Below are 25,107 nucleotides of genomic sequence, written 5' to 3' on the forward strand. Positions count from 1 at the left end.
ATGAAAAGACTCGCATTCATCTTCATCTGTTGTCTGATGCTGGCGGGCTGCGGCGGCCAGACCGTGGTCCTGCTGCCCGACCTCAACGGCCATGTGGGCGAACTGACCGTCAACGACAAGGAGGGCGAAGCCGTGACCCTGACCGAGGCCAACCAGTCCGTCAGCGGCTCCGGCAAGGTCACCACCCTGTCCGACGAACAGGTCCAGGCCACCTTCGGCGAAGCCCTGGCGGCCCAGCCCCTTCCCACGGCCCGGTTCCTGCTCTACTTCGCCAGCGATTCGGCCAAACTCAAGCCGGAATCCGAATCCGAAATCCCGGCCATCATAAAGGCCTGGAAGGACCGCGCCTCCACGGACGTGTCCGTCGTCGGCCACACCGACGCCCTGGGCGAAAAGCAGTACAACTACGACCTGTCGGTCCGGCGGGCGAAGAAGGTCCGCGACCTGCTGGTCAAGGAAGGCCTGCCCGAGGACATCATCGAGCTCACCTCCCACGGCGAGGAGAACCCGCTCATCCCCACGCCCGACGGCAAATCCGAACCGAGAAACCGGCGGGTCGAAGTCCTCGTCCGCTGATCCCCATCCCCAACAAAAAAAGCCCCCGCGCACCATCGTGCGCGGGGGCTTTTCACTGCCGCGTCCCCGTTAGCGAAGCCGGTCCGCAAACCCGCGATGGAACCCGTGGGCCAGGATCAGCGCGGCGGTCCGCTCCACGTCGTAGGGCACGAGACGCAGGGTCAGCGCCTGCGCCTCCAGGTCGAACAGCACGTACTTGGCCCGGTTGTCTCCGTCGCGCGGCTGGCCCACGGACCCCACGTTGACCAGGTGGCGCGCCCCGCCCTCCAGCACAGTCTCCCCCTGGGGCAGGGGATGCCGAACCGGCCTGCCCCGCGAACAGGTCCAGCGCATCAGGTCGTGGGTGTGGCCCACGAAGCAGACATCCTCGCCGTACCCGGCAAAGACCCGGTCCATGTCGTCCTTGTGCTTCCAGAGATATTCGGTCACCGAGTCCGGCGGCAGCCCGTGCACCAGCCGGCAGCCGTGCGCCACCAACGACTTGGGCCGCGAGACCAGCCACTGGTACGTGTCCTCGGAAATCATCTCCCGGGTCCGGCGCAACACGTCCGCCGCAGGCTGGTTGAAACCGCGCAGATAATGGATGTTGATCAGCCCCTGCTCATGGTTGCCCATGGTGCACTCCACCCCGCGCTCGCGCAGCAGGTCCACGCACTCCTGGGGCTGCGGCCCGTACCCGATCATGTCGCCCAGACAATACGCCGCGTCTGGCGAATGCGCGTCCAAATCGGACAGGACCACCTTCAGGGCCTCGAAATTCCCGTGCACGTCGGACATGATGGCGATGCGAGTCATGGAGGCAACCTACCCTCTCCCCCCACCCCGCGCAAGAGCGCGGGGTGGGGGGAGATATGCCTCCGGCGGCCAGAGGGGGAAACTTTCGAGAAAGTTTCCCCCTCTGGACTCCCCCTTCAAAGCTTTTTGGGTGCCTTCGGCAGGTATGTGCGGGGGCGGTTGGATGGAGTTTATCCTTGGAGAAATTCAAGCAAACGGGAAACATCTGCTCAAGCGGAATAGAAATGTGACCCGCCCCGCGAAGCGGCACTATAAAGTTTTGGAAAAGAGGGGGATGGGGGTCTGGGGGAAGGGGGAGAAAAACCTTTCTCAAAAGGTTTTTCTCCCCCTTCCCCCAGCCGCCGGAGGCGCTAATCCTCGTCCAAACCGGTCAGGTCGGCGATCTCAAAGCCGGACTCTTCGGCCTTGAGCACGCGGCGCATGAGTTTGCCGGAGCGGGTCTTGGGCAGCTTGTCGCGGAATTCGATGGATTTGATGACGGCCACGGGGCCGAGTTCGTTGCGGATGGTCTTCTTGAGTTCCTTGATCATCTCGTCGCCCGGCCCGAAGCCGTCGTTGAGCAGGACGAACGCCTTGGCGGCCTCGCCCTTGATCTGGTCGGGCACGCCGATGACGGCGCATTCGCAGACCGCCGGGTGCATGCCGAAGGCGGCTTCGAGCTCGGCTGAGCCGATGCGGTGTCCGGCAATATTGATGACGTCGTCGGCGCGGCCCTGGATCCAAATGTACCCGTCCTCGTCGCGGCGGGCCACGTCGCCCGCGTAGTACACGCCGGGGATCTGGGTCCAGTATTCCTTGTACCGGTCGTCGTCGTTCCACAGCCCGGTCATCATGGACGGCCAGGGCTGGGTGACCACGAGCAGCCCGCCCTTGCCGGTGGGCACGGGCTTGCCGTCCTTGTCCACCACGTCCACGGACACGCCGGGCAGGGCCTTGGTCACGGAGCCGGGCTTGAGCACGGAGATGGGCATGGGCGAGATCATGAACATGCCGGTCTCGGTCTGCCACCAGGTGTCGAGCACCGGGCATTCGGACCGGCCGATGTTCTTGTACAGCCAGATCCACGCCTCGGGCGAGATGGGCTCGCCCACGGTGCCGAGCAGCCGCAGGGAGGACAGGTCGTGCTGCTTGGGATACTGGGTGCCGAAGCGCATGAGCATGCGGATCATGGTCGGCGCGGTGTAGAAGATGGTCACGCCGTACTTGGCGACCACGGACCACAGGCGGTCGGCCTGGGGATAGTTGGGGTGTCCCTCGTACATGACCGAGGTGGTTCCGGCCATGAGCGGGCCGTAGATGCCCGCCGAGTGGCCGGTGACCCAGCCGGGATCGGCGGTGCACCAGAATATGTCGGTGGGCTTGATGTCGAAGACCGTGGTCAGGGTGCGGTGCACGCCGACCATGTAGCCCGCGTGGGAGTGGACCACGCCCTTGGGCGTGCCGGTGGTCCCGGAGGTATAGAGCAGGAACAGCGGGTCGTCCGCGTCCATGACCTCGGTGGGGGCCTCGTTGCGCTCCTGGCGCACCAGGTCGTCGTAGTGGAAGTCGCGGCCGTCCACCATGTCCACGCCGATGTTGCAGCGCCGGACCACGACCATGGTCTCCACGCAGTCGGCGCAGGCCCCGACCAACGCCTCGTCCGCGGTCTCCTTCAGGCTGATGATCCGGCCGTTGCGGTAGAAGCCGTCGGCGGTGATGAGCAGCTTGGCCTGCGCGTCGTTGATCCGCTTGCGCAGCGCCTTGGCCGAGAACCCGGCGAAGACCACGGAGTGGACCGCGCCGATCTTGGCGGCGGCGAGCATGCTGATGACGGTCTCGGGCAGCTGCGGCATGTAGATGACCACGCGGTCGCCCTTGCGCACGCCGAGGGAACGCAGGGCGTTGGCGAACCGGTTCACCTCGCGGTAGAGCTCGAAATAGGTGTATTTGCGCTGGTCGCCCGGCTCCCCTTCCCAGATGAGCGCGAGCTTGTTCTTGTTGGCGGTCTCGATGTGGCGGTCGAGCGCGTTGTAGACGATGTTGCAGCGCGCACCCGGGAACCAGCGGTAGAACGGGGCGTCCTTGTCGTCCAGCACCTGGTCCCACTTCTTGAACCAGTCCAGCTCGTCGGCGGCCTCCTCCCAGTAGCCCGTGGGGTCCATGGCCGCGAACCGGCGCGCCCCCTCCAGCTCCTGGGGGTTGACGTTGGCTTCGATGACCAACTGCGGAAGCGGGCGGAACACCCGTTCTTCCTGAAGTAAACTGTCTATTGCGCCTGACTGGTCCATATATCCTCCTCGCAGGGCCAACCGAAATCGGTTGTGCGAGTCTCCTTGATAACAGTTTCGCCGCGCAACTCCCGCCATATTCGGTCAGCGGTCGCAGCAGCGAGTTGAACGGTACGCCGGATGAATACGGCCCGTTGTTTCAAACAGCCTTCTACAGCCCGATGATCTTCTTCAGCTCCGCGATGCGTCGGCGGCTGATGGGCAGCTCGATGCGCGTGCGGCCCGCGGTGCGGAGCATGAAGTTGGAGCCGGGCATGCTGGCGATCTCGGTGACCATGTCCAGGTTCACCAGGTATTTGCGGTGCACGCGGAAGAACCGGTGCGGTCCGAGCCTGTCCTCCAGGTTCTTGAGCCGGTAGGAGGAGAGAAATTTCTGATTGGCCGTGTGCACGTAGGAATAGTCCTCGAACGCCTCCACGAAGATGATCTGGTCGTAGGGGATGAGGATGGTGCGCCCGTCCTGGTTCACGGCCAGCTTGTCGATCTCGGGCCTGCGGTTGCCGGTCTGGTCCCAGGCGGCCTGGAGCGCGGCCAGCAGCGAGTCCTGCTCCTCGTCGTGCAGGGGCAGCTTCACGGTCTGCTCGTCGTCGCCCTCGATCTCGTCGTCGGCGTCGGCGGTGTACGGGGCCGGGGTCGGCACCTCCCGGAACCGGGTCTTGAAGGTCTGGAGCCGGTCCATGGTCCGGGCCATGCGGCCCGGCGCGGGCGGCCAGAGCAGGTAGTCCGTGGCCCCCAGCTCGAAGGCGGCATAGGCCTGGGACTCGGAATCGGAGATGAACACCAGGGCGGGTTTGTTCTTGCGCCCGGCCAGCATCTGGGCCATCTCGATGCCGCTCGCCCCGCCCGGCAGGTCCACGCCCAGGAAGAACACGCCGTAGGGGATCGCCTCCAAGAGCTCCAGGGCCTCGAAGGCCGAGACCGCCTCGCCCAGCACCTGCATGAACGGCACCTCGTCCAGCACGTCGCGCAGGGCGGTGCGGACCTCTGGGTCGGGGTGGATGAGCAGGGCTTTGAGCTTGGGCATGTCGTCTCTGTCCGGGTTGCGTGCTGGAAGACTCTCCAATACTTCATCATCTCTACCCATATTCCAGCCATGGCGCAAGGCCGTTACGGTGAACGGCACGCCTGGTCCGGCAAACGGCCCGCCCTGCCGAAGGGCCGAAAGCCGCTGATTCCCCCAGGGCTGTCAAGTTGCTTTTCCCTGCCTCCCGCATGCTTTTTCCCTCCATTCTTCGACAAACTCCGATTTCGGCGAAAACCGGGGTTACGCTCTCCCGCAAACCAAGAAAGGACGGCCCGAGCAGCGGCCCGAAGGAGATGCACATGAGCGTATTCGCAATGAGGCTGAAGCACGACCGGAACGGTCGAATCGTGGAGAAAACCGAGAGCGTGGCCGGTCAGGCCAACCTCTGGAAGTATGCCTACGACAAGGCCGGAAACCTTTCGGAGGCGTACCTGAACAACCGGCTTATCTGCCAGTGTTGGTACGACCGGGACGGTCGCCGACAGCGGGATTGCTTTCCCGCCACCGTGGGGCCCGGCTTCCGCGACTACCGGTACACCCTGGACAACCGGCTGCTGAGTACTGGAAACAACGGATTCACGCACGACGAAAACGGGTTCCGCTCAATTTGGTCGAACGGCGGCACGTACCATCTGTACGAGTACGCGCCGGACTATCGGCTCCTCAAGATGGAAGTTGAGGACCACAGTCGCGTCTACACCTTCCGCCACGACGATCAGGGCCGGCGGGCAGCCAAGTACCTAAACGGCCAACTAGTCGAAGCTTACCAATGGCTTGACTTCATCCGACTCGGCGCGTTCCACGACGGGCGGCACGCCTACGAGCTCTCCTACCGCAAGGACGAGCGCACCCCCTACGCCATGCGCCGCGACGACGGGACCGTGGCCGGGCTGTTTTACGACCAGGTCGGCTCCCTGCGCCTGGTTGTGGACACACACGACAACGTGATAAAGGAAATCGTGTACGATCCGTTCGGCGGGATCATCGAAGACACCAACCCGTCCCTGCGCGTCCCCCTCGGTTTCGCGGGCGGCCTGCACGACCGGGATCTGGGCTTTGTCCGGTTCGGGTGGCGAGACTACGACACCTTCACCGGCAGATGGACCGCGCCCGACCCCATCGGGGACAGGGGCGGCGATCCGGATTGGTATGGGTACTGCCTGGACGATCCGGTCAACGGGGTGGACCCGGTGGGGCTTTTTCGGTTTGGTAAAAGAGGGTTGGGAGGACTGCCGCTGCTTGGCATTTTTTCCGACAACCAGATTGATGATTCCTTGAACACGGAAATCGCTCATGAACACGGATTTTATGAAGATGGTTCAGGTGGCGATGTTGGATTGTTCAAAGACGGCGTTCGGCACAATACGGAAAATATTCAAGATTATGAGCTGGAAGATAAGCATTATGACGACAAGCGAATGCGTCGGACGGTAGGCAGTCTGGGGAAACAAGAGTACAATCTGTTGGGCATTGGTGGGGAAAAAAACAATTGCCAGGACTATGCCGATAAGATGCGTAAGAGATATTGGCTGTTGGATCGAGGAGACCGCCAACGATAGTAAAAAGCCATTAAAAGGGTGGGGCGTTCAGCCCCACCTCATGGGCGCGAAATGAAAAAAACGGGCATATTGATTGTCGTGTTGCTGATTGTCTCTTTTTGGGCAAATTCACACAGAAATGAACTTGCAGTTTGGTTCAATAGCGATTCCTTCTACAAACCAATATTCATAGGCGACTTGGATGTATTGCACTCTGGGAGTACTGTGAGCGCCGAATTAACATCTGAATACGATGTCCGGCATGGTTTTTTTCTGACTTTCCCTTGTGATCACTTGCCCATGAACTTCTTCGCGAATTTGGATGGGTCCATTCAATACACAATTAAATCCGGCGATATAGTGTTGGTGTCGAAGGTTGTCTCGCCACCTCCACACCCAATGGGTGGCTTGAATGAAAAAGGCTGCGACATTGTATTATTTACCTTTGATCTTCCCTTTCAGGGGCACGACTCAGTCACTCTTGAAGTTGTGGTTAAATCTCCCATAACCAAGCTGGCCGCTTATCAGGATATTCGATGCGAGGTGTCCCCCGCTTATTGGCCCAAATAACGTTTGAAGATAAAGGCATTTCTCCTTCCATCAGCGCCACCGGATCGTACCTGGCGGCCAAGGCTAAGGACGGGCAAATGAAAATGATTGCTGGCCAGATATTCTTATCGATTGCCCTTGTACTATGCACTTGGGGCGGGTTGATGGATATCCGAAAATGGTACCGTACCCGACATATGGACCTTCGTCCGTTTTCATGGAAACGGTGGTTCAACAAAGATGAAGGCCTGAACCCGCGAGAGAAGCTTATCAACGGGATTATGGCATAATCATTGGTGCGTTTGCGGCATTGATCTTCCTGTCTTCTTTTTAGATTTATTGATACGCCCGAGGCAAAAGCCTCGGGCGCGTTTGATTTGTTGTGGCGAGTGTTGGGCGGTATTTTGCGGACACCAACCCGTCCCTGCGCGTCCCCCTCGGTTTCGCGGGCGGCCTGCACGACCGGACTGCCGCAAGCATCGCTGCTTTGTGTAAAAAAAACCGGCACACGCCGCTTGCACGGCAACACCCGTTTATCTATATTCAACCATCATGAAGAATCCCTACCTGAAACGAGTGATCAAGTTCCTGCATTCCCACGTGCTCATGTCGTTCATCATATACGGCGCCGCCATCGGCATCCTGGCTGGTGCCCTGTGGGGGACCTTCCAGTTCGTCAAGCCGCTGCCGCCCGACAAGGTGATCATGGTCACCGGCAGCGAGAGCGGGGCCTACTACGCCTTCGCCATGCGCTACAAGGCGTTCTTCGCCGGGCACGGCTATGATCTGGAGGTGCGCACCTCCAACGGCTCCATGGACAACCTGGCCATCCTCTCGGACCCGGAGTCCGACGTCCAGGCCGCGTTCATGCAGGGCGGCATCGCCAAGGCGGACGACCACCCGCATCTGGAGAGCCTGGCCGCTCTCTACTACGAGCCGGTCTGGGTGTTCGTGTCCAAGCGGCTCCGGCTGGAGACCCTGGCCGACCTCAAGGGGCGCAGAGTGGCCGTCGGGGCCGAGGGCAGCGGCACCAACCACCTGGTCTCCATGCTGCTCGCGGAGAACGGGGTGACCGCCGAGAACGCCGAGTTCCTGCCCGAAGGGGCGGGCATGGCCGCGCCCAAGCTCCTGAATCGCGAAATCGACGCCCTGTTCACCATCGCCGGGGTGGATTCAAAGGCCGTGCGCGAGCTGAGCGGGGCGAACCGCACCGTGGAGCTCTATTCCTTCGACCGGGCCGAGACCTACGTGCGCACCCACCACTTCCTGAAAAAGCTGACTCTGCCGCCGGGCGGCATCGACCTTATGCGCGACCTGCCCGCCGACGACGTGACCTTGGTCGCGCCCGCCGCCAACCTGATCATCCGCGATGATCTGCATCCCGCCCTGCGCTACCTTTTCCTGCTGGCAGCGGCCAAGATTCACGGTGAGGGCGACATGTTCGCCATGTCCGGCGAGTTCCCCAACGGCCAGGCGCTGCTTTTCCCCCTGAGCGACGAGTCCGCCAACTTCTTCAAGTCCGGGCCGCCGTTCCTGATGCGGTATCTGCCGTTCCAGGCGGCCATCACCGCCGAACGGCTCAAGATTCTGCTCATCCCCCTGCTGACCTTGCTCTTCCCGCTGTTCAAGATCACCCCGCCCGCTTACCGGTGGCAGATCAGGCGGCGCATCTTCAAGTGGTACAAGCACTTGAAGCGGCTGGACATGGAGGCGCTCGACCTCACTGATGCGGCCCGCGCCGAGGAGATGCTCGACCAGTTGAAGGAGATGGACCGGCAGGTGCTGGAGACGTCGGTGCCGCTTTCGTACACGGATAATGTGTATTCCCTGCGGGTGCATATTCGGCTGATCAGGACTCGGTTGGAGCGGATAGTGGAGAAGGCGGGGAGCGCTGGGTAGGAAAGCTGTTCCTTTTCTTTCTCTTGGAGAAGAGAGGAGAAAGAGGAGAGCCGTCGCTGGCGCTCCTCCAAGTTTTTTTGGAGCCCTCCCGGCGGGGTTCTTTCTTTTCCGGGCGAAAAGAAAGAACCAAAGAAACGCCGGGGGGGACATCCCCGCCCGAGTTTGGCCGCTGAGATTCCGATCCGCTCGGGGCGGCTCCATCCCATGAAAAGTAGAGTGCGAGCCTCCACGGGAACGCCCCTTTTAAGGGATACCGAGGGGCCACGAGAACGGAGCCGCCGCCCCTTCGCGGTCGGCTTCTAGGCGTCCAGAACAGGGCTCGCTGCGTGCTGCTTGGCGGTACGAAGGGCGAAGGAAGAGGGGCCTTCGGACGGGACTTCGGGGTAGGAGAGCCACTCTTTGAGGCTGCGCCTCAAAGGCGTTCCATGGGAGGGCCTTCGTAAGACTTGGCGGGGTATGAAAGCCGCTGTTTGGGGCTGTGCCCCAAAGACACTCCAAGGGAGGTCCGTTGGGCGGGGCTTGGGTGATGAGAGCCGCTGTTGGGGCTGCGCCCCAAGGCGCTCCGGGGTGCGATGGACGGGGCTGTGGAGGTGACGGCTGTTTGAGGCTGCGCCTCAAAGGCGCGAGAGGGGATGGTTTGGAGTTGATTTGCCCTTCCGCATTTGACCTCTTTTGCCATCCCCCTCACGCTCGGACGGCCTTCGTCCGAAGAGCGGTCATTCGGAAACCGGGGCCTAGAGCCTGTCTCAAGCGCCGAAGCGCAGCCCGACTGAGTCTGCCTCGGCAGACATGCCGTCAGGGCAGCGAAAGGCGCTTACAGGCTCTTGGCCACTGTTTTCGCGCCGCCGCACCGCAAGCGCACTTTTTGCTTACTTTTTGGGGCGCCAGCCAAAAAGTAAGGCGCTGTAAGAGCGCAAAACGGTCTATCTCAACAGGAAAAACCCCAGACGCGGACGCGCGGACGTCTTTACCGCGCTCCTCCCTTTTGTGCCTTACCACCCACGCTCGGACAATCCCGGCCCGGAGAGCGGTCATTCGGAAACCGGGGCCTAGAGCCTGTTTCAAGCGCCGAAGCGCAGCCCGACTGAGTCTGCCCCGGCAGACATGCCGTCAGGGCAGCGGGAGGCGCTTACAGGCTCTTGGCCACTGTTTCCGCGCCGCCGCACCGCAAGCGCACTTTTTGCTTACTTTTTGGGGCGCCAGCCAAAAAGTAAGGCGCTGTAAAAGCGCAATTGGATTTTCCGCAACAGGGGTACACCAGACGCGGACGCGCGGCCCAAACCCACCGCGCTCCTCCCTCTTCCTCTCATCCAAAAAAAGAAATCCATACACTCTCCCGCCAAATCCGCAGCCTCTCCGCGCCCCGCCTCTTCCGCCATCTCTTCCACGCTCGGACAATCCCGGCCCGGAGAGCGGTCATTCGGAAACCGGGGCCTAGAGCCTGTTTCGAGCGCCGAAGCGGAGCCCGACTGAGTCTGCTTCGGCAGACATGCCGTCAGGGCAGCGGGAGGCGCTTACAGGCTCTTGGCCACTGTTTTCGCGCCGCCGCACCGCAAGCGCACTTTTTGCTTACTTTTTGGGGCGCAAGCCAAAAAGTAAGGCGCTGTAAAAGCGCAAAACGGTTCATCGCGACAGGGGAACATCAGACGCGGACGCGCGGCCCAAACCGACCGCGCTCCTCCCCTCTTGCTCTTCCCACTTCTTCCTTGATGCAAAACAAAAGCCCCGTCCGACGAGTGCGTCGGACGGGGCTTTGCGCATTGTCTTCTAAAGCAGCCGGGCGGCAATCTCCGCAGCTGCCCGGCGCCCCGCCCCCATGGCCGAGATAACCGTGGCCGCCCCGGTCACGATATCGCCTCCGGCAAACACGTTGGGGATGGAGGTCTCGCCGGTTTCCGGGTCGGCCTGGATATACCCCCACTTGGTCAACTCCAGGTCCGGGGTGGCCTCAAGCAGGATCGGGTTGGGCCGGGTGCCCACGGCGATGATCGCCATGTCGCAGGTCACCTGCTCGGTCTCGCCGTCCAGACAGACCGGGGAGCAGCGGCCCGAGTCGTCCGGTTCGCCCAGCGCCATCTTCTGCACGGTCATGGCCTTGAGGCGGCCCTGGTTGTCGCCGTGGAAGGAGAGCGGGCCGCACAGGCAGCGGATCTGCACGCCCTCTTCCATGGCGTGCTCGATCTCCTCGCGGCGGGCGGGCATCTCGTCCTCGGACCGGCGGTAAACGATGGAGACTTCCTTCGCGCCCATGCGCAGTGCGGTGCGCGCTGCATCCATGGCCACGTTCCCCGCGCCGATGACGGCCACCCGCCGGGCCTTGTAGGCCGGGGTGTCGTAGTTGGGGAAATCATAGGCCCGGCCCAGGTTGACGCGGGTCAGGTACTCGTTGGCCGAGAACACGCCGACCAGGTTCTCGCCCGGCACGTTCAGGAAACGCGGCAGCCCCGCGCCCACGCCGATGAAGACCGCGTTGTAGCCCTGGTCCATGAGGTCCTGGATGGTGATGGTCTTGCCGCCCACCCAGTTGGTGTGGAAGGTCACGCCGAGCGCGCGCAACCCGTCCAGCTCGCGGGCGACCACGGACTTGGGCAGCCGGAACTCCGGGATGCCGTAGATGAGCACCCCGCCCGGCTCGTGTAGGGCCTCGAACACGTCCACCTTGATGCCGCGCCCGGCCAGGTACCCGGCCACGGTCAGGGAGGAGGGGCCGGAGCCGATGCAGGCGACCTTGACGTCCTCGCGTTCGAGCGCACAGGTGGACAGGTCCGTGACCTCCTCGCAGGCGCTTTCCGCGGCAAAGGTGTCGGCCACGTAGCGTTCCAGCCGCCCGATGGCCACGGGCTCGTGCTTCTTGCCGAGGACGCACTTGCCCTCGCACTGGTTCTCCTGCGGACAGACCCGGCCGCAGACCGCGGGCAGGGAGTTGGTCTTGCGGATGGCGTCATAGGCCCCCTGCAGGTCGTCGTCCACCAGGCAGCCGATGAATGACTTGATGTCGATGTTCACCGGACACCCTTCCTGGCACAACGGCTTCTTGCACTGCAGACAGCGCTCGGCCTCGATCAGGGCCTGCTCGCGGGAGTAGCCCAGGGCCACCTCGCTGAAATTTCCGGCCCGCACCTGGGCGTCCTGGTGGGGCATCGGCGTACGGCCACGAACTTTCTTCTGCTTCTTATCGGCCATTGCACTGACACTCCTTGCTGAACAACTCCATGGATTCCTCTTCCTGCTTCTTGAACTGCCACAGCCGGGTCTTGAGCTCGGCGAAGTCCACCTGGTGGCCGTCGAACTCCGGGCCGTCCACGCAGGCGAACAGGGTCTTGCCGCCCACGGTGCAGCGGCACGCGCCGCACATGCCGATGCCGTCGACCATGATGGAGTTGAGCGACACCGTGGTCTTGGTGCCGAAGGGCAGGGTCACGCGGCAGACCGCCTCCATCATCGGGACCGGCCCGATGGCGACCACCTCGGCCACCTCGTCCTCGGTCTCCAGGATGTCCTTGAGGACCTCGGTGACGAACCCCTTGTGGCCCTCGCTGCCGTCGTCGGTGGCGATGCGCACTTCGGGACAGAACGAAGAAAGTTCGGTGCAGAACAGGAGCAGGTTCTTGGAGCGCGCGCCGATGATGGCGATGACCCGGTTGCCCGCCTCCACGTGGCCCTTGGCGATGTGATGCATGGCCGCGATGCCGGTGCCGCCGCCCACGCAGACCACGGTGCCGGACTTCTCGATGTGCGTGGGCCGCCCCAGCGGGCCGCAGACGTCCATGAACTCGCCGCCCTGCTGCAGCGTGTTCATCTCGGCCGTGGTCTTGCCCACCACCAGGTAGACTATGGTGATGGTGCCCGCTTCCCGGTCGCAGTCCGCGATGGTCAGGGGAATGCGTTCGCCGTGCTCGCTGACGCGGAGCATGACGAAATTGCCGGGCTTGGCTTTCTTGGCGATCTGGGGGGCTTCGATGACCATCATGGTGGTCTGGCCCGGGATCAGCTCCTCTTTTTTCAGAATCGTGTAACCCATACGAACTCTCTCTCGGTTGGTTGAATCTCGTCCCATCCCCCGGAACCGCCGAAATAAATTCAGTGGCAGGGTCTAAGCTAGTAGCGCCAAAGGGGTGGGCTTGTCAAAAATGAACCGAATGATTATAGTACTGCGTACTGACCGATTTGGATTTGCCAATTCCCACGGACGGGAAGCGGAAAACCACGGGTCCCTCAGGATGGAGCGTGGCGAAAGCCACAGGGACGGCCGGGCTGCCTTAGGCGCTGCCACGGCCTTTTTTTGCGCGAAAAAAAGGCCGGGCATTGGGAGACGCACATGAGGATCACCTCGCAGGCAACCGAACTGTACCGGAGGACGTCTTCGCTCGGGGAAACCCGGAGCGAAAAGCCCTCGGTCCAGCCCCAGGCTCGGACGACGACCACGTCGTTCGGCTTTCGCCTGGGCAAGTTCGGGATGGACTACCGCGAGGAGACCACGGTTCTCGACCCGTCGCTGTCGCACGACGTTCGCGAGCGCAGGCAGAAGGCGCGGGCGTTCCGGGCCGAAGCAGAAGTGGAGAGCTTGCGGGCAGAGGTCGGGGCGACCGGGGCCGTCTACCGTGAGGGGCAGTCCGCCGGGAGTTCGGCGGATACTGGGGTTTCCGACGGCGAGGTCCCTTCCCGCAGCCGCGTGCGCTCGGCCCTCAGCGCATATGCCCGGGCCGCCGCCCAGGTCTTTCCGCCCCCCGGCCAGATGCTTGCCGGGGTGGTCTAGTTTCTCTTTTTCTTTCCTTTTTTCATGAACCGCCCGGCTTCCGCCGGGTTTTTTGTGCATGCGGGAGCGTGTCCGTTTGCGCGTTCCGAGGACGGCGCGTCAGGGTGCGCTCCCCTTCTCGTTCCTGGGAGAAGGAGATGAGAAGAGAAGAGAAAGAGCCGTCGCTGGCGCTCCTCCATGTTTTTTTGGAGCCCTCCCGGCGGGGTTCTTTCTTTTTCCAAAGCAAAAAAGAAAGAACCAAAGAAAAATGCTATGGGGGGGGTGCCCCGCCCGAGTTTGGCCGCTGAGAATCCGATCCGCTCGGGGCGGCTCCATCTGATCAAAAGTAACGTGCGAGCTTCCACGGGAACGCCCCTTCTATGGGATACCGAGGGGCCACGGGAGCGGAGCCGCCGCCCCTTCGCGGTCGGCTTCTAGGCGTCCGGAACAGGGCTCGCTCCCTGCTGCTTGACGGTACGAAGGGCGAAGGAAGAGGGGCCTTCGAACGGGACTTCGGGGTAGGAGAGCCACTGTTTGAGGCTGCGCCTCAAAAGTGTTCCATGGGAGGGCCATCGTAAGATTTGGCGGGGTATGAAAGCCGCTGTTTGGGACTGCGCCCCAAAGGCGCTCCAGGGGAGGTCCGTTGGGCGGGGCTTGGGTGATCAAAGGCCGCTGTTGGGGCTTTGCCCCAAGGCGCTCCGGGGGGCGACGCGGGGGTGGAGGCTGAGGGCGGTCCTATTCCTTCTTCCCGGCCTTGGATCGGGCGCGGGCGGACATGAGGACGCCCGCGAGGCTGAAGCCGGTCAGGGCGATGAACGAGACGTGCATGGCCTTGATGAAGGTGGCGGCGTTTTCGTGGCTCAGGGCCGTGGGGCCGATGACCACGGCGAAGACGCCGCTGATGAACACCAGGGAGACGGTCATGCCGGTGGTGCGCATGGCCGCGACCACGGCCGAGGCCACGCCGTAGTATTCGCGCGTGACCGCGCCCATGATGACCGCCATGTTGGCCGTGGCGAACATGGCCGAGCCCGCGCCGCACAGGGCGAGGATGCCTGCCACGAACCACAGCTCGCGGCTGCCGCCCAGGAAGATGGCCGCGCCGAGCGCCAGGGTGGCGCCCCCCATGCCCACGGTGGCCACGAGGTGGGCGGACCAGCGCTCGCACCACTTGCCGCTGATCACCGAGAAGACCACCTGGGTGACGGGCTGGGCCATGAGGATCAGCCCGGCCTCGCTGGCGGTCATGCCCTGCGCCACCTGGAGGTAGAGCGAGAGCAGGAAGGTGATGCCGTAGATGGCGGCGTAGCTGATGAACTGGGCGGCGGAACCGAGCGAAAAGGCGGGGTTGCCGCTGAACAGGGTGATGTTCAGGAGCGGGGCCTTGGCGCGGCCCTCCCAGACCACGAAGCAGAGCAGGAAGAAGACGCCCGCCCCGAGCATGATCCTGCCCGCGACGTCGTTGAGGTGCGAGCCGCCCTGGGACAGGAGGATCATGCCCAGCGCGATGAACAGCGCCCCGCCGAAGTCGAAGCGCACGCCGCGCGCGATGACCGGGCGCACCGGCAGGGTCTTGAGCGAAAGGAACAGGCCGACGGCGCAGGGGATGGCTCCGCCGTAGAAGATCCAGCGCCAGCCGAAGTTGGTGACGATCAACCCGCCGAGCCAGGGACCGGCGGACAGGCCGAGATAGACGCCCGCCGAGGCGATGCCCATGGCGCGGGCGCGGCCCGGGCCGGGATAGAGATCGGCAATGATGGCCAGCCCGGTGGAGACCATCATGGCCCCGCCGCCGCCCTGGAACACGCGCAGGACGATGAACTGGTTGATGGTGTGGCAAACGGGCAGGATCATGCTGACCACCGTGAACAGGGTCATACCGCAGGCGAAGGTCGCCCCGCGCCCGATCTTGTCGGACAGCCGGGTCACGGGGAAGAGGAGCATGGCCACCGCGGAGATGTAGCCGGACTCCACCAGGCCGAGCTGGGAGGCGCTGGCTCCGAACTCCCGGCCCAGGGCGGGCACGGCCACGGCCACGGCCGAGAGCATGAAGACCAGGGCGAATTGGGAGACGGCGATGGTATAGAGGCCCGCCGTGCGGTCGTCAAAGGCATTGAAATTCATTGTTCTGATAATCCGGGATGTTGTCTGGTTCCTGGAAGGCTGCACTGGTCGAAAATACGCATGGCGGAGCGGGCCGCCCGTTCACCCGGGACGGCGCGGCGAGTGCGCACCCTTTTCCATAAGGATACATGGTATACCCGGCCCGGCCGGGGCGCAAGCACGGAGAGACGGCGGGCGCCGGGCCGAAAGAAACGAGAGCGGGGAAAGGATCAGGCGGCGGGCAGCTCGATGATGAATTTCGCGCCCCTGCCGGGGATGGATTCCACGCGCATGGTCCCGCCCATGTCCTCGGACACGATGAAGTAGGAGACCGACATGCCGAGCCCGGTCCCGACGCCCGGCGCCTTGGTGGTGAAGAACGGCTCGAAGACCCGCTTGCGGACGGATTCCTCCATGCCCGGCCCGTTGTCCTCGATCTCCACCCGGACCATGTCGCCGGATCGGGCGCAGCGCAGCACGAAACGGGGCGGGCGGCCCGTCTCGGCCATGGCGAAGGTCATGGCCTGGGCGCCGTTGTAGAGGATGTTGAAGAAGACCTGCTGGAGCTTGCCCGGCTCGCAGCGCACGGTCGCGGGCTCCTCGCCGTACTCCCGGACGAATTCGATGTCCTTGAAATTGTAGTGATGGTTGAGGTCCTGGCCGCTCTTGACCAGCTCCACGGACTTGTCGAGGATCGCGGCCACGGACTCCTCGCGCACGTCGCCGTCGGTCTTGCGCGAAAAGCCGAGCATGTTGGTGACCACGTTGCCGGCGCGCTCGCCGGACTCGATGATGGCGTCGATCATGGACGCGATTTCGCGCCTGCGGGCGTAGTCGATGACCCGGTCCAGCTCCAGGCCGCACTCTTGCGCCACCCGCTCGTTGCGCTTGCCCCATTCGAGGAGGCGTTTCTTCAGCAGCCGGGCGTTGCCCAGGATGGCGGCCAGGGGGTTGTTGACCTCGTGGGCCATGCCCGCGGCCAGCCCGCCCACGGAGAGCATCTTCTCGGACTGGACCATCATCTCCTCGATGCGCACCCGCTCGGTGGTGTCGTCCACCCGGACCACCGCGCCCTGGACCCCGTTGGCCACCAGGGGATAGACCGAGACGTCGTGGTAACGGCGCTCCCCGTCCACGTCCTCGGGCACGCGCTCCTGGTGCACGGTCCGGCCCTCGTCGATGGCGCTGGAGACCCGGGCGAGCTCCACGCCCAGCTCGGGCAGGACGTCGCTCAAGAGCCGCCCCTCCACCTCGCCGGGCTCGTATCCGGTGACCGCCGAGGCGCGCATGTTCCAATGGGTGATGCGACCCTTGGCGTCCACGCCCACCAGCACGGAGGGCATGGAATCGATGATGTTGGAAAGATAGTTGCGCAGGCTGACAACCTGCTTGTGGGCATTCCTGATCTCGCGGATGTTGTCGCGCAGCTGGAGGTTCTGGTAGGCGGTCCAGGACATGAGGTTGGCCAGCAGGAACAGGGCGCGGCCCACTTCCCTGAACTGGTCCAGCGGCATGTAGGTGACCTCCTCCATGGCCTTGGCGAAGGCATCCTCGTCCGCGCCGATCTCACGGGCATAGGCCCGGAGCTTTTTCAGGTCGGTCTCTTCGTTCCGCACCTGGCCCACGAGCCAGTTGGCGATGTGCCGTCCGTCCACGGAGATGGACGCGCCGCCGTCCCACAGCCCGGAGCTGAGGCAGGGCTTGAGGGTCGCGCCCTTGGGGTTGAACTTGCCCAGGGCAGCGTCGGAGCGCATGCAGTTGGCCCGCCCCTTTTCCGTGGTGCGGATGATCTTCTCGCACAGGGAGCAGAAGTTGCTCGGCTTGGTGATGGGTTCGCCGGACGGCGAGGTGATCATGGAGGCCACGCCCGTGGCCGCGGCAAAGGCGTCCTGAATGGCCTGGATCTCGTCCAGGTCGAAAAGGTCGAGAAAACCGATCTCCCCGCCCTGGCCCGGTTCCCCGAGGGCGGCCAGCTCGGCCTCGACCTTGGCCAGTTTGTGGCGCAACCGCCTGGCCTCGGCCTCAAGTCTTTCTTGCATCCGGGATTCCCCCTATCAATGGACCCTGCAAGCAACCTACCCAAGGTTCAAAGAAAAATCCACACACAACGGAAAATACACGCGCATTGCCTTCCGACCCCCTTTGCCCTACCCTCTCGGCCATGCCCTCCCCGCGCGAAATCCTCTCCTCCGTCTTCGGCTTCCCCGGCTTCATCGGGCTTCAGGAACCGGTCATCGAGCACGTCCTGTCCGGCGGCGACGCACTGGTGCTCATGCCCACGGGCGGGGGCAAGTCCCTGTGCTACCAGATCCCGGCCATGCTGCGGCCCGGCGTGGGAGTCTGCGTGTCGCCGCTCATCGCGCTGATGCAGGACCAGGTCCAGGGGCTGGCCCAGATGGGCGTGAACGCGGCCTGCCTGAACTCGGCCATGGACCCGCAGACCGCCTACGACGTGGAGCGGATGCTCGAAAACGGGCAGCTGGACCTGCTCTACGTGGCCCCGGAGCGGCTCTGCCGTCCGGGCTTCCTGGACTTTCTGGCGCGCTGCAACCCGGCCCTGTTCGCCATCGACGAGGCGCACTGCGTGTCCCAGTGGGGCCACGACTTCCGACCGGAGTACATGCAGCTCTCGATCATCCGGGAGCGGTTCCCGGACGTGCCCCGCCTGGCCCTGACCGCCACGGCGGACAAGCCCACCCAGGCGGACATCGTGCGCAACCTCCAGTTGGAGGACGCGCGGGTCTTCGCCACCGGCTTCGACCGGCCCAACATCACCTACACCGTGGTCCCCAAGAAGAACCCCACGCGCATGCTCAAGCGGTTCATCGACGACAACCACCCCGGCGACGCGGGCATCGTCTACCGGCTGTCCCGCAAGAAGGTGGAGCAGACCGCCGAATTTCTGCAAAAGAACGGGTACAACGCCCTGCCCTACCATGCCGGACTCTCCCCCCGCGAGCGGTCCGCGAACCAGGAGCGGTTCATGCGCGAGGAGGGGGTCATCATGGTCGCCACCGTGGCCTTCGGCATGGGCGTGGACAAGCCCAACGTGCGCTTCGTCTGCCACCTGGAGCCGCCCAAGTCCCTGGAGGCGTACCACCAGGAGACGGGCCGCGCCGGACGCGACGGGCTGCCCGCCTCGGCCTGGATGTGCTTCGGCATGCAGGACATAGCCATCCTCCGGGCCATGATCGAGTCCGGGGAAGCCCAGGAGACGCGCAAACGGGTGGAGCACGCCAAGCTCGGCTCCCTGTTCGCCTTTCTGGAGACCGCCGGTTGCCGCCGCCAGGCCCTGCTCGCCTATTTCGGCGAACACATCCAGCCGTGCGGCAACTGCGACAACTGCCTGAACCCGGTGGACACCTACGACGGCACCGAGATCGCCCAGAAGGCGCTGTCCAACGTCTTCCGCGTGGAGCAGCGGTTCGGGGTCAACCATCTGGCCCAGGTGCTGACCGGGGCCGAGACCACCGCCGTGCTCCGGTTCGGCCACGACCGCGTGTCCACCTACGGCATCGGCAAGGACATGAGCCAGGATGAATGGAAGTCGGTCTACCGCCAGCTCCTGGCCGCCGGGATGGTCTCGGTGGACCCGGAGCGGTTCAACGCCCTGACCCTGAACGAGCGTTCCTGGCCCGTGCTCAAGGGAGAGCGCCCGGTCATGCTGCGCAAGGACCCGGCCCTGCCCAAGCGGGAGAAGAAGAGAAAGCGGCCCGCAGCGGCCCTGGCCGAGGACATCCTGACCAGCTGGGAGGCGGAGAAGCTGTTCGAGCAGCTGCGCGACCTGCGCCTCTCCCTGGCCGAGAAGCAGTCCGTGCCGCCCTACGCCATCTTCGCGGACAAGACCCTGCTCGAGATGGTCCGCTACCGGCCCCGCGACCTGGAGGAGTTCGGCTGCCTGCCCGGCGTGGGCGCGACCAAGCTCGACCGGTTCGGGGAGACCTTCCTCGAGCGCCTGGCGGCCCACGAGGAGGAGCACGGCAGGCCGCCGTCCGTGCCGGAGATTCCCCTTGCGCTGCGCGAGGCCCGGAAGATCCAGGCCGAGAAGCCGGACTTCACGGCCACGGCCCAGGCCACCCTGGACCTGTTCCTGGAGCACGGCGACATCGACGCGGTGGCCGAGGCGCGCGGGCTCAAGCCGTCGTCCATCTGGCGGCACCTGATCCTGGCCGTGAACATGGGAAAGATAGAGTACCGGCGCGCCGCCGGGCTGCCTGCGGACGAGCTTGACGAGGTGGAGTCGGTCATGCGCGACTACCGCGCCCGGGGCATCACCGCCCTGACGCCGGTCTTCGACGCCCTGGGCGGCACCCGTCCCTTCGACCTGCTGCGGCTGGTCGCCGCCGGGCTGGACCGGGCCTAGGGTTCCAGCTCGAACCGCTGTTCGGTGATCTCCGGCCCCCAGCCGTCGCCCACGGCCTCCTCGGCCAGCACGAACCCGTTCCGCTCGTAGAGCTTGCGGGCCGCGCCCAGCCCGGCGAAGGTCCACAGGTACACGGACCCGAACCCGCGCCCGCGGCAGAACGCCAGGGACTCGGCGAACAGCGCCCCGCCCACGCCGCACCCCTGCGCGTCTTCGCGCACGATGAACCAGCGCAGCCGCGCCCGGCCCGGACCGGACCTCGACCCGTCCACGGCCACCGCCCCGGCGAACGCGCCGTTGATCTCCGCCCACCAGAACCCGTCGCGAGCCGCGTCGAACCCGGCCATGAATGCTGCCAGCTCACCGGACACCTGGGCCTCGAACCGATGGTCGAACCCCCACCGCCGCCCGTAGTAGTCTGCGTGCAGGCGGACCGTCTCCCCCACGGGAGGCGTTCGGTCCGGGCGGTCCGGGTCGTGTTGATGAATGGCGAAGTCCATTCGTGGTGTATGGGCAAACTGGTTGACTTTGTCAACCAGTTTGCCCAAGGTGGGGCATGCCAGCGCAATACCAGATCGATCGATTCCGGCATTTCAACCGGTTCTACACCAACTACCTCGGCCTGCTCGGCAACTCGCTCTACGGCAGCGAGGTGAACCTGAGCGAGGCGCGGGTGCTCTTCGAGCTGGACGGGCGCCCCGGGTCCCCGGCCCGCGACCTGGCCGCCCGCCTCGGCCTGGACAAGGGATACCTGAGCCGCATGCTCAAGCGGTTCGCGCGCCACGGATGGCTGGAGGAGACGCCCTCCCCGGACGACGCCCGGGTCAAGGAGTTGCGCCTGTCCCACGCCGGGACCCTGTTCATGGCCGGGCTGCACCGCGCCGCCGCAGGCCAGGCCGAAGAGGCCCTGGCCCACCTGGCCCCCAGGGACCGGACCAGGCTGCTCGACGCCATGGCGACCATCGAATCCGTTCTCGCCCGCTGACCCGAAATCCCGCCCTTGCCAAAGGGCCGTTCAATGCGCATATTGGACCCATCAATTGAAAAGGGTTCTCAATATGAAGAAAAAGACTGCACAAATCAAAGGCATGCACTGCGCGGCCTGCTCCGGGCGCATCGAGCGCGCGGTGGGCGGGATGGACGGCGTGGACACTGTTTCCGTCAACCTGGCCGCCGAGAGCATGGACCTCTCCTACGACCCGGACCTGGTTTCCGAAGACGCCGTTGCCGAGCGCATCAAGGACCTCGGGTTCGAGGCCGAGTTCGCCCCGGATACCGACGCCGCGCCCGGCCTGGCCACCCTGGACCTCGACCTGGGCGGCATGCACTGCGCCTCCTGCTCGTCGCGCATCGAGCGCGTGGTGGGCAATCTCTCCGGCGTTTCCACCGCCTCGGTGAACCTGGCCGCCGAGACCGGCAACTTCGTCTTCGACCCTTCCCTGGTCTCCCGGCGCGAGATCCGCGAGGCCATCTCCGGCGCGGGGTTCACCTCCGAGGTGCGCTCCGAGGCCGCCGACCTGTTCGACAAGCGGCGCAAGGAGGCCGAGGAGCGGCTGACGGCCCAGAAAAGGGCGCTCATCCCCGCCTTCCTCTTCGCCCTGCCCCTGCTCGTCCTGTCCATGGGCCACATGTGGGGCATGCCCCTGCCCGCGTTCCTGGACCCCATGCACTCCCCCGCGACCTTCGCCCTGGCCCAGCTCCTGCTGACCCTGCCCGTGGTCTGGTCCGGACGGCATTTCTATCTCCAGGGCATCCCGGCCCTGCTGCGCGGCGGCCCGAACATGGACTCCCTGGTGGCCATGGGTACCGGCGCGGCCTTTCTCTATTCCCTCTGGAACACCCTGGCCCTGGTCTTCCACCTCGGCGACCCGCACGTCCTGGCCATGGACCTCTATTACGAGTCCGCCGCCGTGCTCATCGCCATGATCTCGCTGGGCAAGTACTTCGAGGCCCGCAGCAAGCTCAAGACCTCGGACGCCATCCGCGCGCTCATGCAACTGGCCCCGGACACCGCCACCCTGCTGAAGGACGGCGAGCCGACCTCCGTGCCGCTGTCCGAGGTGGAGCCCGGCGACCTGCTGCTCATCCGGCCCGGCGAGCGCATCCCGGTGGACGGCACCGTGACCGAGGGCGGCTCGCCCGTGGACGAGTCCATGCTCACCGGCGAGCCCATGCCCGTGAGCAAGAAGGTCGGCGACACCGTGGCGGGCGGCACTCTGAACACCTCCGGCTCGCTGACCATGCGCGCCGACCGCGTGGGCAACGACACCGTGCTCGCCCGGATCATCCGCCTGGTCCAGGAGGCCCAGGGGTCCAAGGCCCCCATCGCCAACCTGGCCGACCGCATCAGCTACTATTTCGTGCCCGCGGTCATGCTCACCGCCCTGCTGGCCGGGCTGGCCTGGTACTTCATCGGCAACGCGGGCTTCCCGTTCTCCCTGCGCATCTTCGTGGCCGTCATGGTCATCGCCTGCCCCTGCGCCATGGGGCTGGCCACCCCCGTGTCCATCATGGTCTCGGCCGGGCGCGGCGCACAGCTCGGCGTGCTCATCAAGTCCGGGCGCGCCCTCCAGGAGGCCGGGTCGCTGGACACCGTCGTCTTCGACAAGACCGGCACCCTGACCCATGGCCGCCCCGAGGTGGCCGCCATCACCATGGTCCGGGGCACCCTGGCCCAGACCGAGGCCATCTATCTGGCCGCGTCCGCCGAGAGCCGGTCCGAACACCCCCTGGCCCAGGCCATCGTGCGCCACGCCAAGGAAAAGGACCTCGACTTCCCCGCCCCCGCCGAATTCGAGGCGGTCATGGGCAAGGGCATCAAGGCCAAGGTCGGCTACCGCGACATCCTCATCGGCAACTGGGCGTTCATGCAGGAACACGGCCTGGGATTCGGCGACGACGGTTTCGCGGAGGAGGCCGTGGGCCACTACGAGAAGCAGGGCGCGACCGTGGTCTACTTCGCCTCGGACAACAAGCTCAACGCCCTGTTCGCCATCGCCGACGAGATGCGCGACGAGACCCCGGAGGTCATCGCGGAACTGCAACGGGAAGGACTGACCCCGGTCATGCTCACCGGCGACAGCGAGGTCAACGCGCGGGTCATTGCCGAGCGCGCGGGCATCAAGGACGTCATCGCCGGGGTCCTGCCCGATCGCAAGGCCGAGGAAGTGGCCCGGCTCAAGGAGCAGGGCCGCAAGGTGGCCATGGTCGGCGACGGCATCAACGACGCCCCGGCCCTGGCCGGAGCCGACATCGGCATCGCCATGGGGTCCGGCATCGACGTGGCCGTGGAGTCCGGGGACGTGGTCCTCATGCACTCGGACCTGCGGGCCATCCTCACCGCCCTGCGCCTGTCGCGCGCGACCATGACCAACATCAAGCAGAATCTCTTCTGGGCCTTTGCCTTCAACGTCATCGGCATCCCGGTGGCCGCGGGCGTGCTGCACGTCTTCGGCGGCCCGACCCTCAACCCCATGATCGCGGGCACCGCCATGGCCATGAGTTCCGTGACCGTGGTCTCCAACGCCCTGCGGCTCAGATTCTTCAACGGCTAACCAACCAAAGGAGTCCACTATGGCAACCGTGAAAGTCAAAGGCATGTCCTGCCAGCACTGCGTCAAGTCCGTGACCGAAGCCATGGAAAAACTCGGTGCCAAGGACGTCAAGATCGACCTGCTCACCGGCGACGTGAACTACGAAGAACCCGCGCCCATCCGGAAGGACGACATCAAGGCCGCCATCGAGAAGATCGGCTTCGAATACGCCGGTTAGGCGGCTGGCTCTCGGGGGCCCCTCGCCGGGGGCCTTGGAAATCCCATCCCTCGCTTTGCTATGGCCCGTGCGGCTGCCGTTCGGGCGCGGAAAACGGATGAAACGGCGTGCTTCCCTTCTTGAGGGGGGTACGCCGTTTTTTTCCGCCCGAAATCCCGGGGTATTGGAAGGCGGCCTCCCGTCACGGCACAAAATTGTCCGCTGCGACCATACACTTTTGTATCTTCCGACAACCTCCCTTGATGGGTCATCCCAATCAACCATCTGAAATTATTGAATCAATATCAACGGCACGGTTTCTGCCTTACATTGGTCGGCCCGCATCCCCGTTCGCAGGGGACAACTCGGCGCGCGGAGTCCGAACGCTCTCGGAGAGGGCGCGCCGGTTGCGGTCCGGCCAAGCCACATACGGAGGTGGAACATGACGAGTCTGGTATTGCTGCGCGACCCCTTTCAGGACGCCTGGGGATGGAATCAGCTGGCCCTTGAACTGAGGGACATGGGCCGCCGGGTGCTGTCGCCCGGCCTGGGGGACGGGGTTCCCTGCGCCGCAGGCGAGCCGTCGCGCGCCCTGCTGCGCGGGCTGGAACGCCGCATCCAAGACGCGGGCGTGTCCCGCGCCGTCCTGGTTTGCTCCGGCTATGCGGGCATGCTCGCCCCGGCCCTGGCCGAACGCATGCCCTCGGTCTTCAGCAGGATCATCTTCCTGGACGCGGCCCTGCCGGAACAGGGCAAGAGTTACCTGGACGTCTGCCCGCCGCCCCTGGCCGACCGCATCCGCGCCGTCGGGACGGGCGACGCCGCGCTGCCCTTCAAAGCCTTTGAGGAGCCGTATGCCGGGCCGGAACAACGGGCCTGGCCCGCGAGCCTGTGCCTGACCAGCGAGGAGGAACCGGCGGCGGTCTCCTTCGGGAGGAAGCGGGCCGAAACGCTGGGGGTGGAGTGGCGCTGCGTGGACCTGACCGGCTCCCCGGTCCTGGCCAGGGCGGGCGATCTGGCCCGCGCCCTGGTCAGCTTCGACCCGCCGGAACCCTTGGGCGACGGGACGGGCTGCGGCAGGAGCCGAATGCCCCACGACATGCGCATGGCTTACTGTGCGCACTATCGCAGACGTCAGGCGCTGGCCGAAACCTCCTGCGATTCGCACACGTCCAGATCGATCCACTGAACCGGGGCTGCGCCCCCGGCGATCAGGGTTCGTCCCGGAGCCAGAACGGCTTGCGCGCGTCCGACCAGTTCACGCCCCACGCCCCCAGCGCGGCGACGACCGAGGCGAAAACAAGCATGGTGCCGAACGTGAGGCTGTGCCCGAGAATCAGGCCGCCCAAGAAGAAGTAAAGGGCCATGCGCCCCAACCTGCGTTTGGTCACGAACACGGCCCCGCACCCGGTGCAGACGCTGGCCCCGGCCGGGACCTCGGTGGTGCAGAACGGACAGGCGGCCTCCTGCGGAAGGGGAGTGTAGTCGTACCTCATGCGGTCTCCCGG

General features: G+C 64.8%; 19 protein-coding genes. 10 read left to right on the forward strand and 9 right to left on the reverse strand.

Annotation, left to right across the window (positions count from 1 at the left end):
• A complete protein-coding gene (locus AWY79_RS01185) occupies positions 1–576 on the forward strand; it encodes an OmpA family protein (RefSeq protein ID WP_066799299.1) in 576 nt (191 codons plus the stop codon).
• 69 nt (positions 577–645) lie between these two features.
• Here the strand turns inward: AWY79_RS01185 and AWY79_RS01190 are convergent, their stop codons facing one another.
• From AWY79_RS01190 to AWY79_RS01200, 3 genes are all read right to left on the reverse strand, one after another.
• Positions 646–1,371, reverse strand: a complete 726-nt coding sequence (locus AWY79_RS01190) for a metallophosphoesterase family protein (RefSeq protein ID WP_066799301.1) — start codon at positions 1,369–1,371, stop codon at positions 646–648.
• Positions 1,372–1,721: 350 nt separating this feature from the next.
• Complete coding sequence (acs, locus tag AWY79_RS01195; protein WP_066799303.1) at positions 1,722–3,638, reverse strand: acetate--CoA ligase; 1,917 nt, start codon at positions 3,636–3,638, stop codon at positions 1,722–1,724.
• A gap of 151 nt (positions 3,639–3,789) precedes the next feature.
• Positions 3,790–4,662, reverse strand: coding sequence for a LytR/AlgR family response regulator transcription factor (locus AWY79_RS01200; protein WP_066799305.1), 873 nt, complete (start codon positions 4,660–4,662; stop codon positions 3,790–3,792).
• A gap of 299 nt (positions 4,663–4,961) precedes the next feature.
• Here AWY79_RS01200 and AWY79_RS01205 point away from each other — a divergent pair, with 299 nt between their 5' ends.
• The 3 genes from AWY79_RS01205 (at position 4,962) to AWY79_RS01215 (ending at position 8,648) form a co-directional block, all read left to right on the forward strand.
• The gene (locus tag AWY79_RS01205) at positions 4,962–6,221 is read left to right on the forward strand and encodes an RHS repeat domain-containing protein (protein ID WP_066799312.1); all 1,260 of its coding nucleotides are present in this window, start codon (positions 4,962–4,964) and stop codon (positions 6,219–6,221) included.
• A gap of 51 nt (positions 6,222–6,272) precedes the next feature.
• A complete protein-coding gene (locus AWY79_RS18590; RefSeq protein ID WP_133987491.1) occupies positions 6,273–6,770 on the forward strand; it encodes a hypothetical protein in 498 nt (165 codons plus the stop codon).
• A gap of 531 nt (positions 6,771–7,301) precedes the next feature.
• Positions 7,302–8,648 carry a TAXI family TRAP transporter solute-binding subunit gene (locus AWY79_RS01215; protein WP_066799316.1) on the forward strand — a complete coding sequence of 449 codons (1,347 nt, stop codon included), beginning with the start codon at positions 7,302–7,304 and terminating at the stop codon, positions 8,646–8,648.
• Positions 8,649–10,415: 1,767 nt separating this feature from the next.
• Here AWY79_RS01215 and gltA read toward each other — a convergent pair.
• Positions 10,416–11,831, reverse strand: a complete 1,416-nt coding sequence (gene gltA / locus AWY79_RS01220) for an NADPH-dependent glutamate synthase (RefSeq protein WP_066799318.1) — start codon at positions 11,829–11,831, stop codon at positions 10,416–10,418.
• Positions 11,821–12,669 (reverse strand): sulfide/dihydroorotate dehydrogenase-like FAD/NAD-binding protein, encoded by an 849-nt coding sequence (locus AWY79_RS01225; protein WP_066799320.1) that lies wholly within the window; start codon positions 12,667–12,669, stop codon positions 11,821–11,823. Before AWY79_RS01225 ends, gltA begins: the two co-directional genes overlap by 11 nt.
• A gap of 297 nt (positions 12,670–12,966) precedes the next feature.
• On the opposite strand from AWY79_RS01225, the gene AWY79_RS01230 reads away from it, so the two are divergent.
• A complete protein-coding gene (locus tag AWY79_RS01230) occupies positions 12,967–13,404 on the forward strand; it encodes a hypothetical protein (RefSeq protein ID WP_066799322.1) in 438 nt (145 codons plus the stop codon).
• A gap of 714 nt (positions 13,405–14,118) precedes the next feature.
• Here AWY79_RS01230 and AWY79_RS01235 read toward each other — a convergent pair.
• Both AWY79_RS01235 and AWY79_RS01240 read right to left on the reverse strand, forming a co-directional pair.
• A complete protein-coding gene (locus AWY79_RS01235) occupies positions 14,119–15,507 on the reverse strand; it encodes an MFS transporter (protein WP_066799324.1) in 1,389 nt (462 codons plus the stop codon).
• Between the two features lie 209 nt (positions 15,508–15,716).
• A complete protein-coding gene (locus tag AWY79_RS01240; protein WP_066799325.1) occupies positions 15,717–17,525 on the reverse strand; it encodes a PocR ligand-binding domain-containing protein in 1,809 nt (602 codons plus the stop codon).
• Positions 17,526–17,647: 122 nt separating this feature from the next.
• On the opposite strand from AWY79_RS01240, the gene recQ reads away from it, so the two are divergent.
• Positions 17,648–19,849 (forward strand): DNA helicase RecQ, encoded by a 2,202-nt coding sequence (gene recQ / locus AWY79_RS01245; protein ID WP_066806910.1) that lies wholly within the window; start codon positions 17,648–17,650, stop codon positions 19,847–19,849.
• Here the strand turns inward: recQ and AWY79_RS01250 are convergent.
• Entirely contained in the window at positions 19,846–20,349 is a 504-nt protein-coding gene (locus AWY79_RS01250; protein WP_066799327.1) for a GNAT family N-acetyltransferase, read from the reverse strand. The genes recQ and AWY79_RS01250 overlap by 4 nt on opposite strands.
• Positions 20,350–20,405: 56 nt before the next feature.
• On the opposite strand from AWY79_RS01250, the gene AWY79_RS01255 reads away from it, so the two are divergent.
• The 4 genes from AWY79_RS01255 to AWY79_RS01270 all read left to right on the forward strand — a co-directional run bounded on the left by AWY79_RS01255 (position 20,406) and on the right by AWY79_RS01270 (position 24,788).
• On the forward strand, positions 20,406–20,834 hold the full coding sequence (locus tag AWY79_RS01255; protein ID WP_066799329.1) for a MarR family winged helix-turn-helix transcriptional regulator: 429 nt from the start codon (positions 20,406–20,408) through the stop codon (positions 20,832–20,834).
• A 73-nt stretch (positions 20,835–20,907) separates the two neighbouring features.
• The gene (locus AWY79_RS01260) at positions 20,908–23,403 is read left to right on the forward strand and encodes a heavy metal translocating P-type ATPase (RefSeq protein WP_066799331.1); all 2,496 of its coding nucleotides are present in this window, start codon (positions 20,908–20,910) and stop codon (positions 23,401–23,403) included.
• 19 nt (positions 23,404–23,422) lie between these two features.
• The gene (locus AWY79_RS01265) at positions 23,423–23,620 is read left to right on the forward strand and encodes a heavy-metal-associated domain-containing protein (RefSeq protein ID WP_066799333.1); all 198 of its coding nucleotides are present in this window, start codon (positions 23,423–23,425) and stop codon (positions 23,618–23,620) included.
• A gap of 421 nt (positions 23,621–24,041) precedes the next feature.
• A complete protein-coding gene (locus tag AWY79_RS01270; RefSeq protein WP_133987345.1) occupies positions 24,042–24,788 on the forward strand; it encodes an alpha/beta fold hydrolase in 747 nt (248 codons plus the stop codon).
• Between the two features lie 22 nt (positions 24,789–24,810).
• Here AWY79_RS01270 and AWY79_RS01275 read toward each other — a convergent pair whose 3' ends face one another.
• Positions 24,811–25,095 carry a hypothetical protein gene (locus tag AWY79_RS01275; RefSeq protein WP_066799338.1) on the reverse strand — a complete coding sequence of 95 codons (285 nt, stop codon included), beginning with the start codon at positions 25,093–25,095 and terminating at the stop codon, positions 24,811–24,813.
• Between the last annotated feature and the right edge of the window lie 12 nt (positions 25,096–25,107).

It is taken from the genome of Pseudodesulfovibrio indicus (genome assembly GCF_001563225.1).
In the GTDB taxonomy this organism is placed as follows: Bacteria; Desulfobacterota; Desulfovibrionia; order Desulfovibrionales; family Desulfovibrionaceae; genus Pseudodesulfovibrio; species Pseudodesulfovibrio indicus.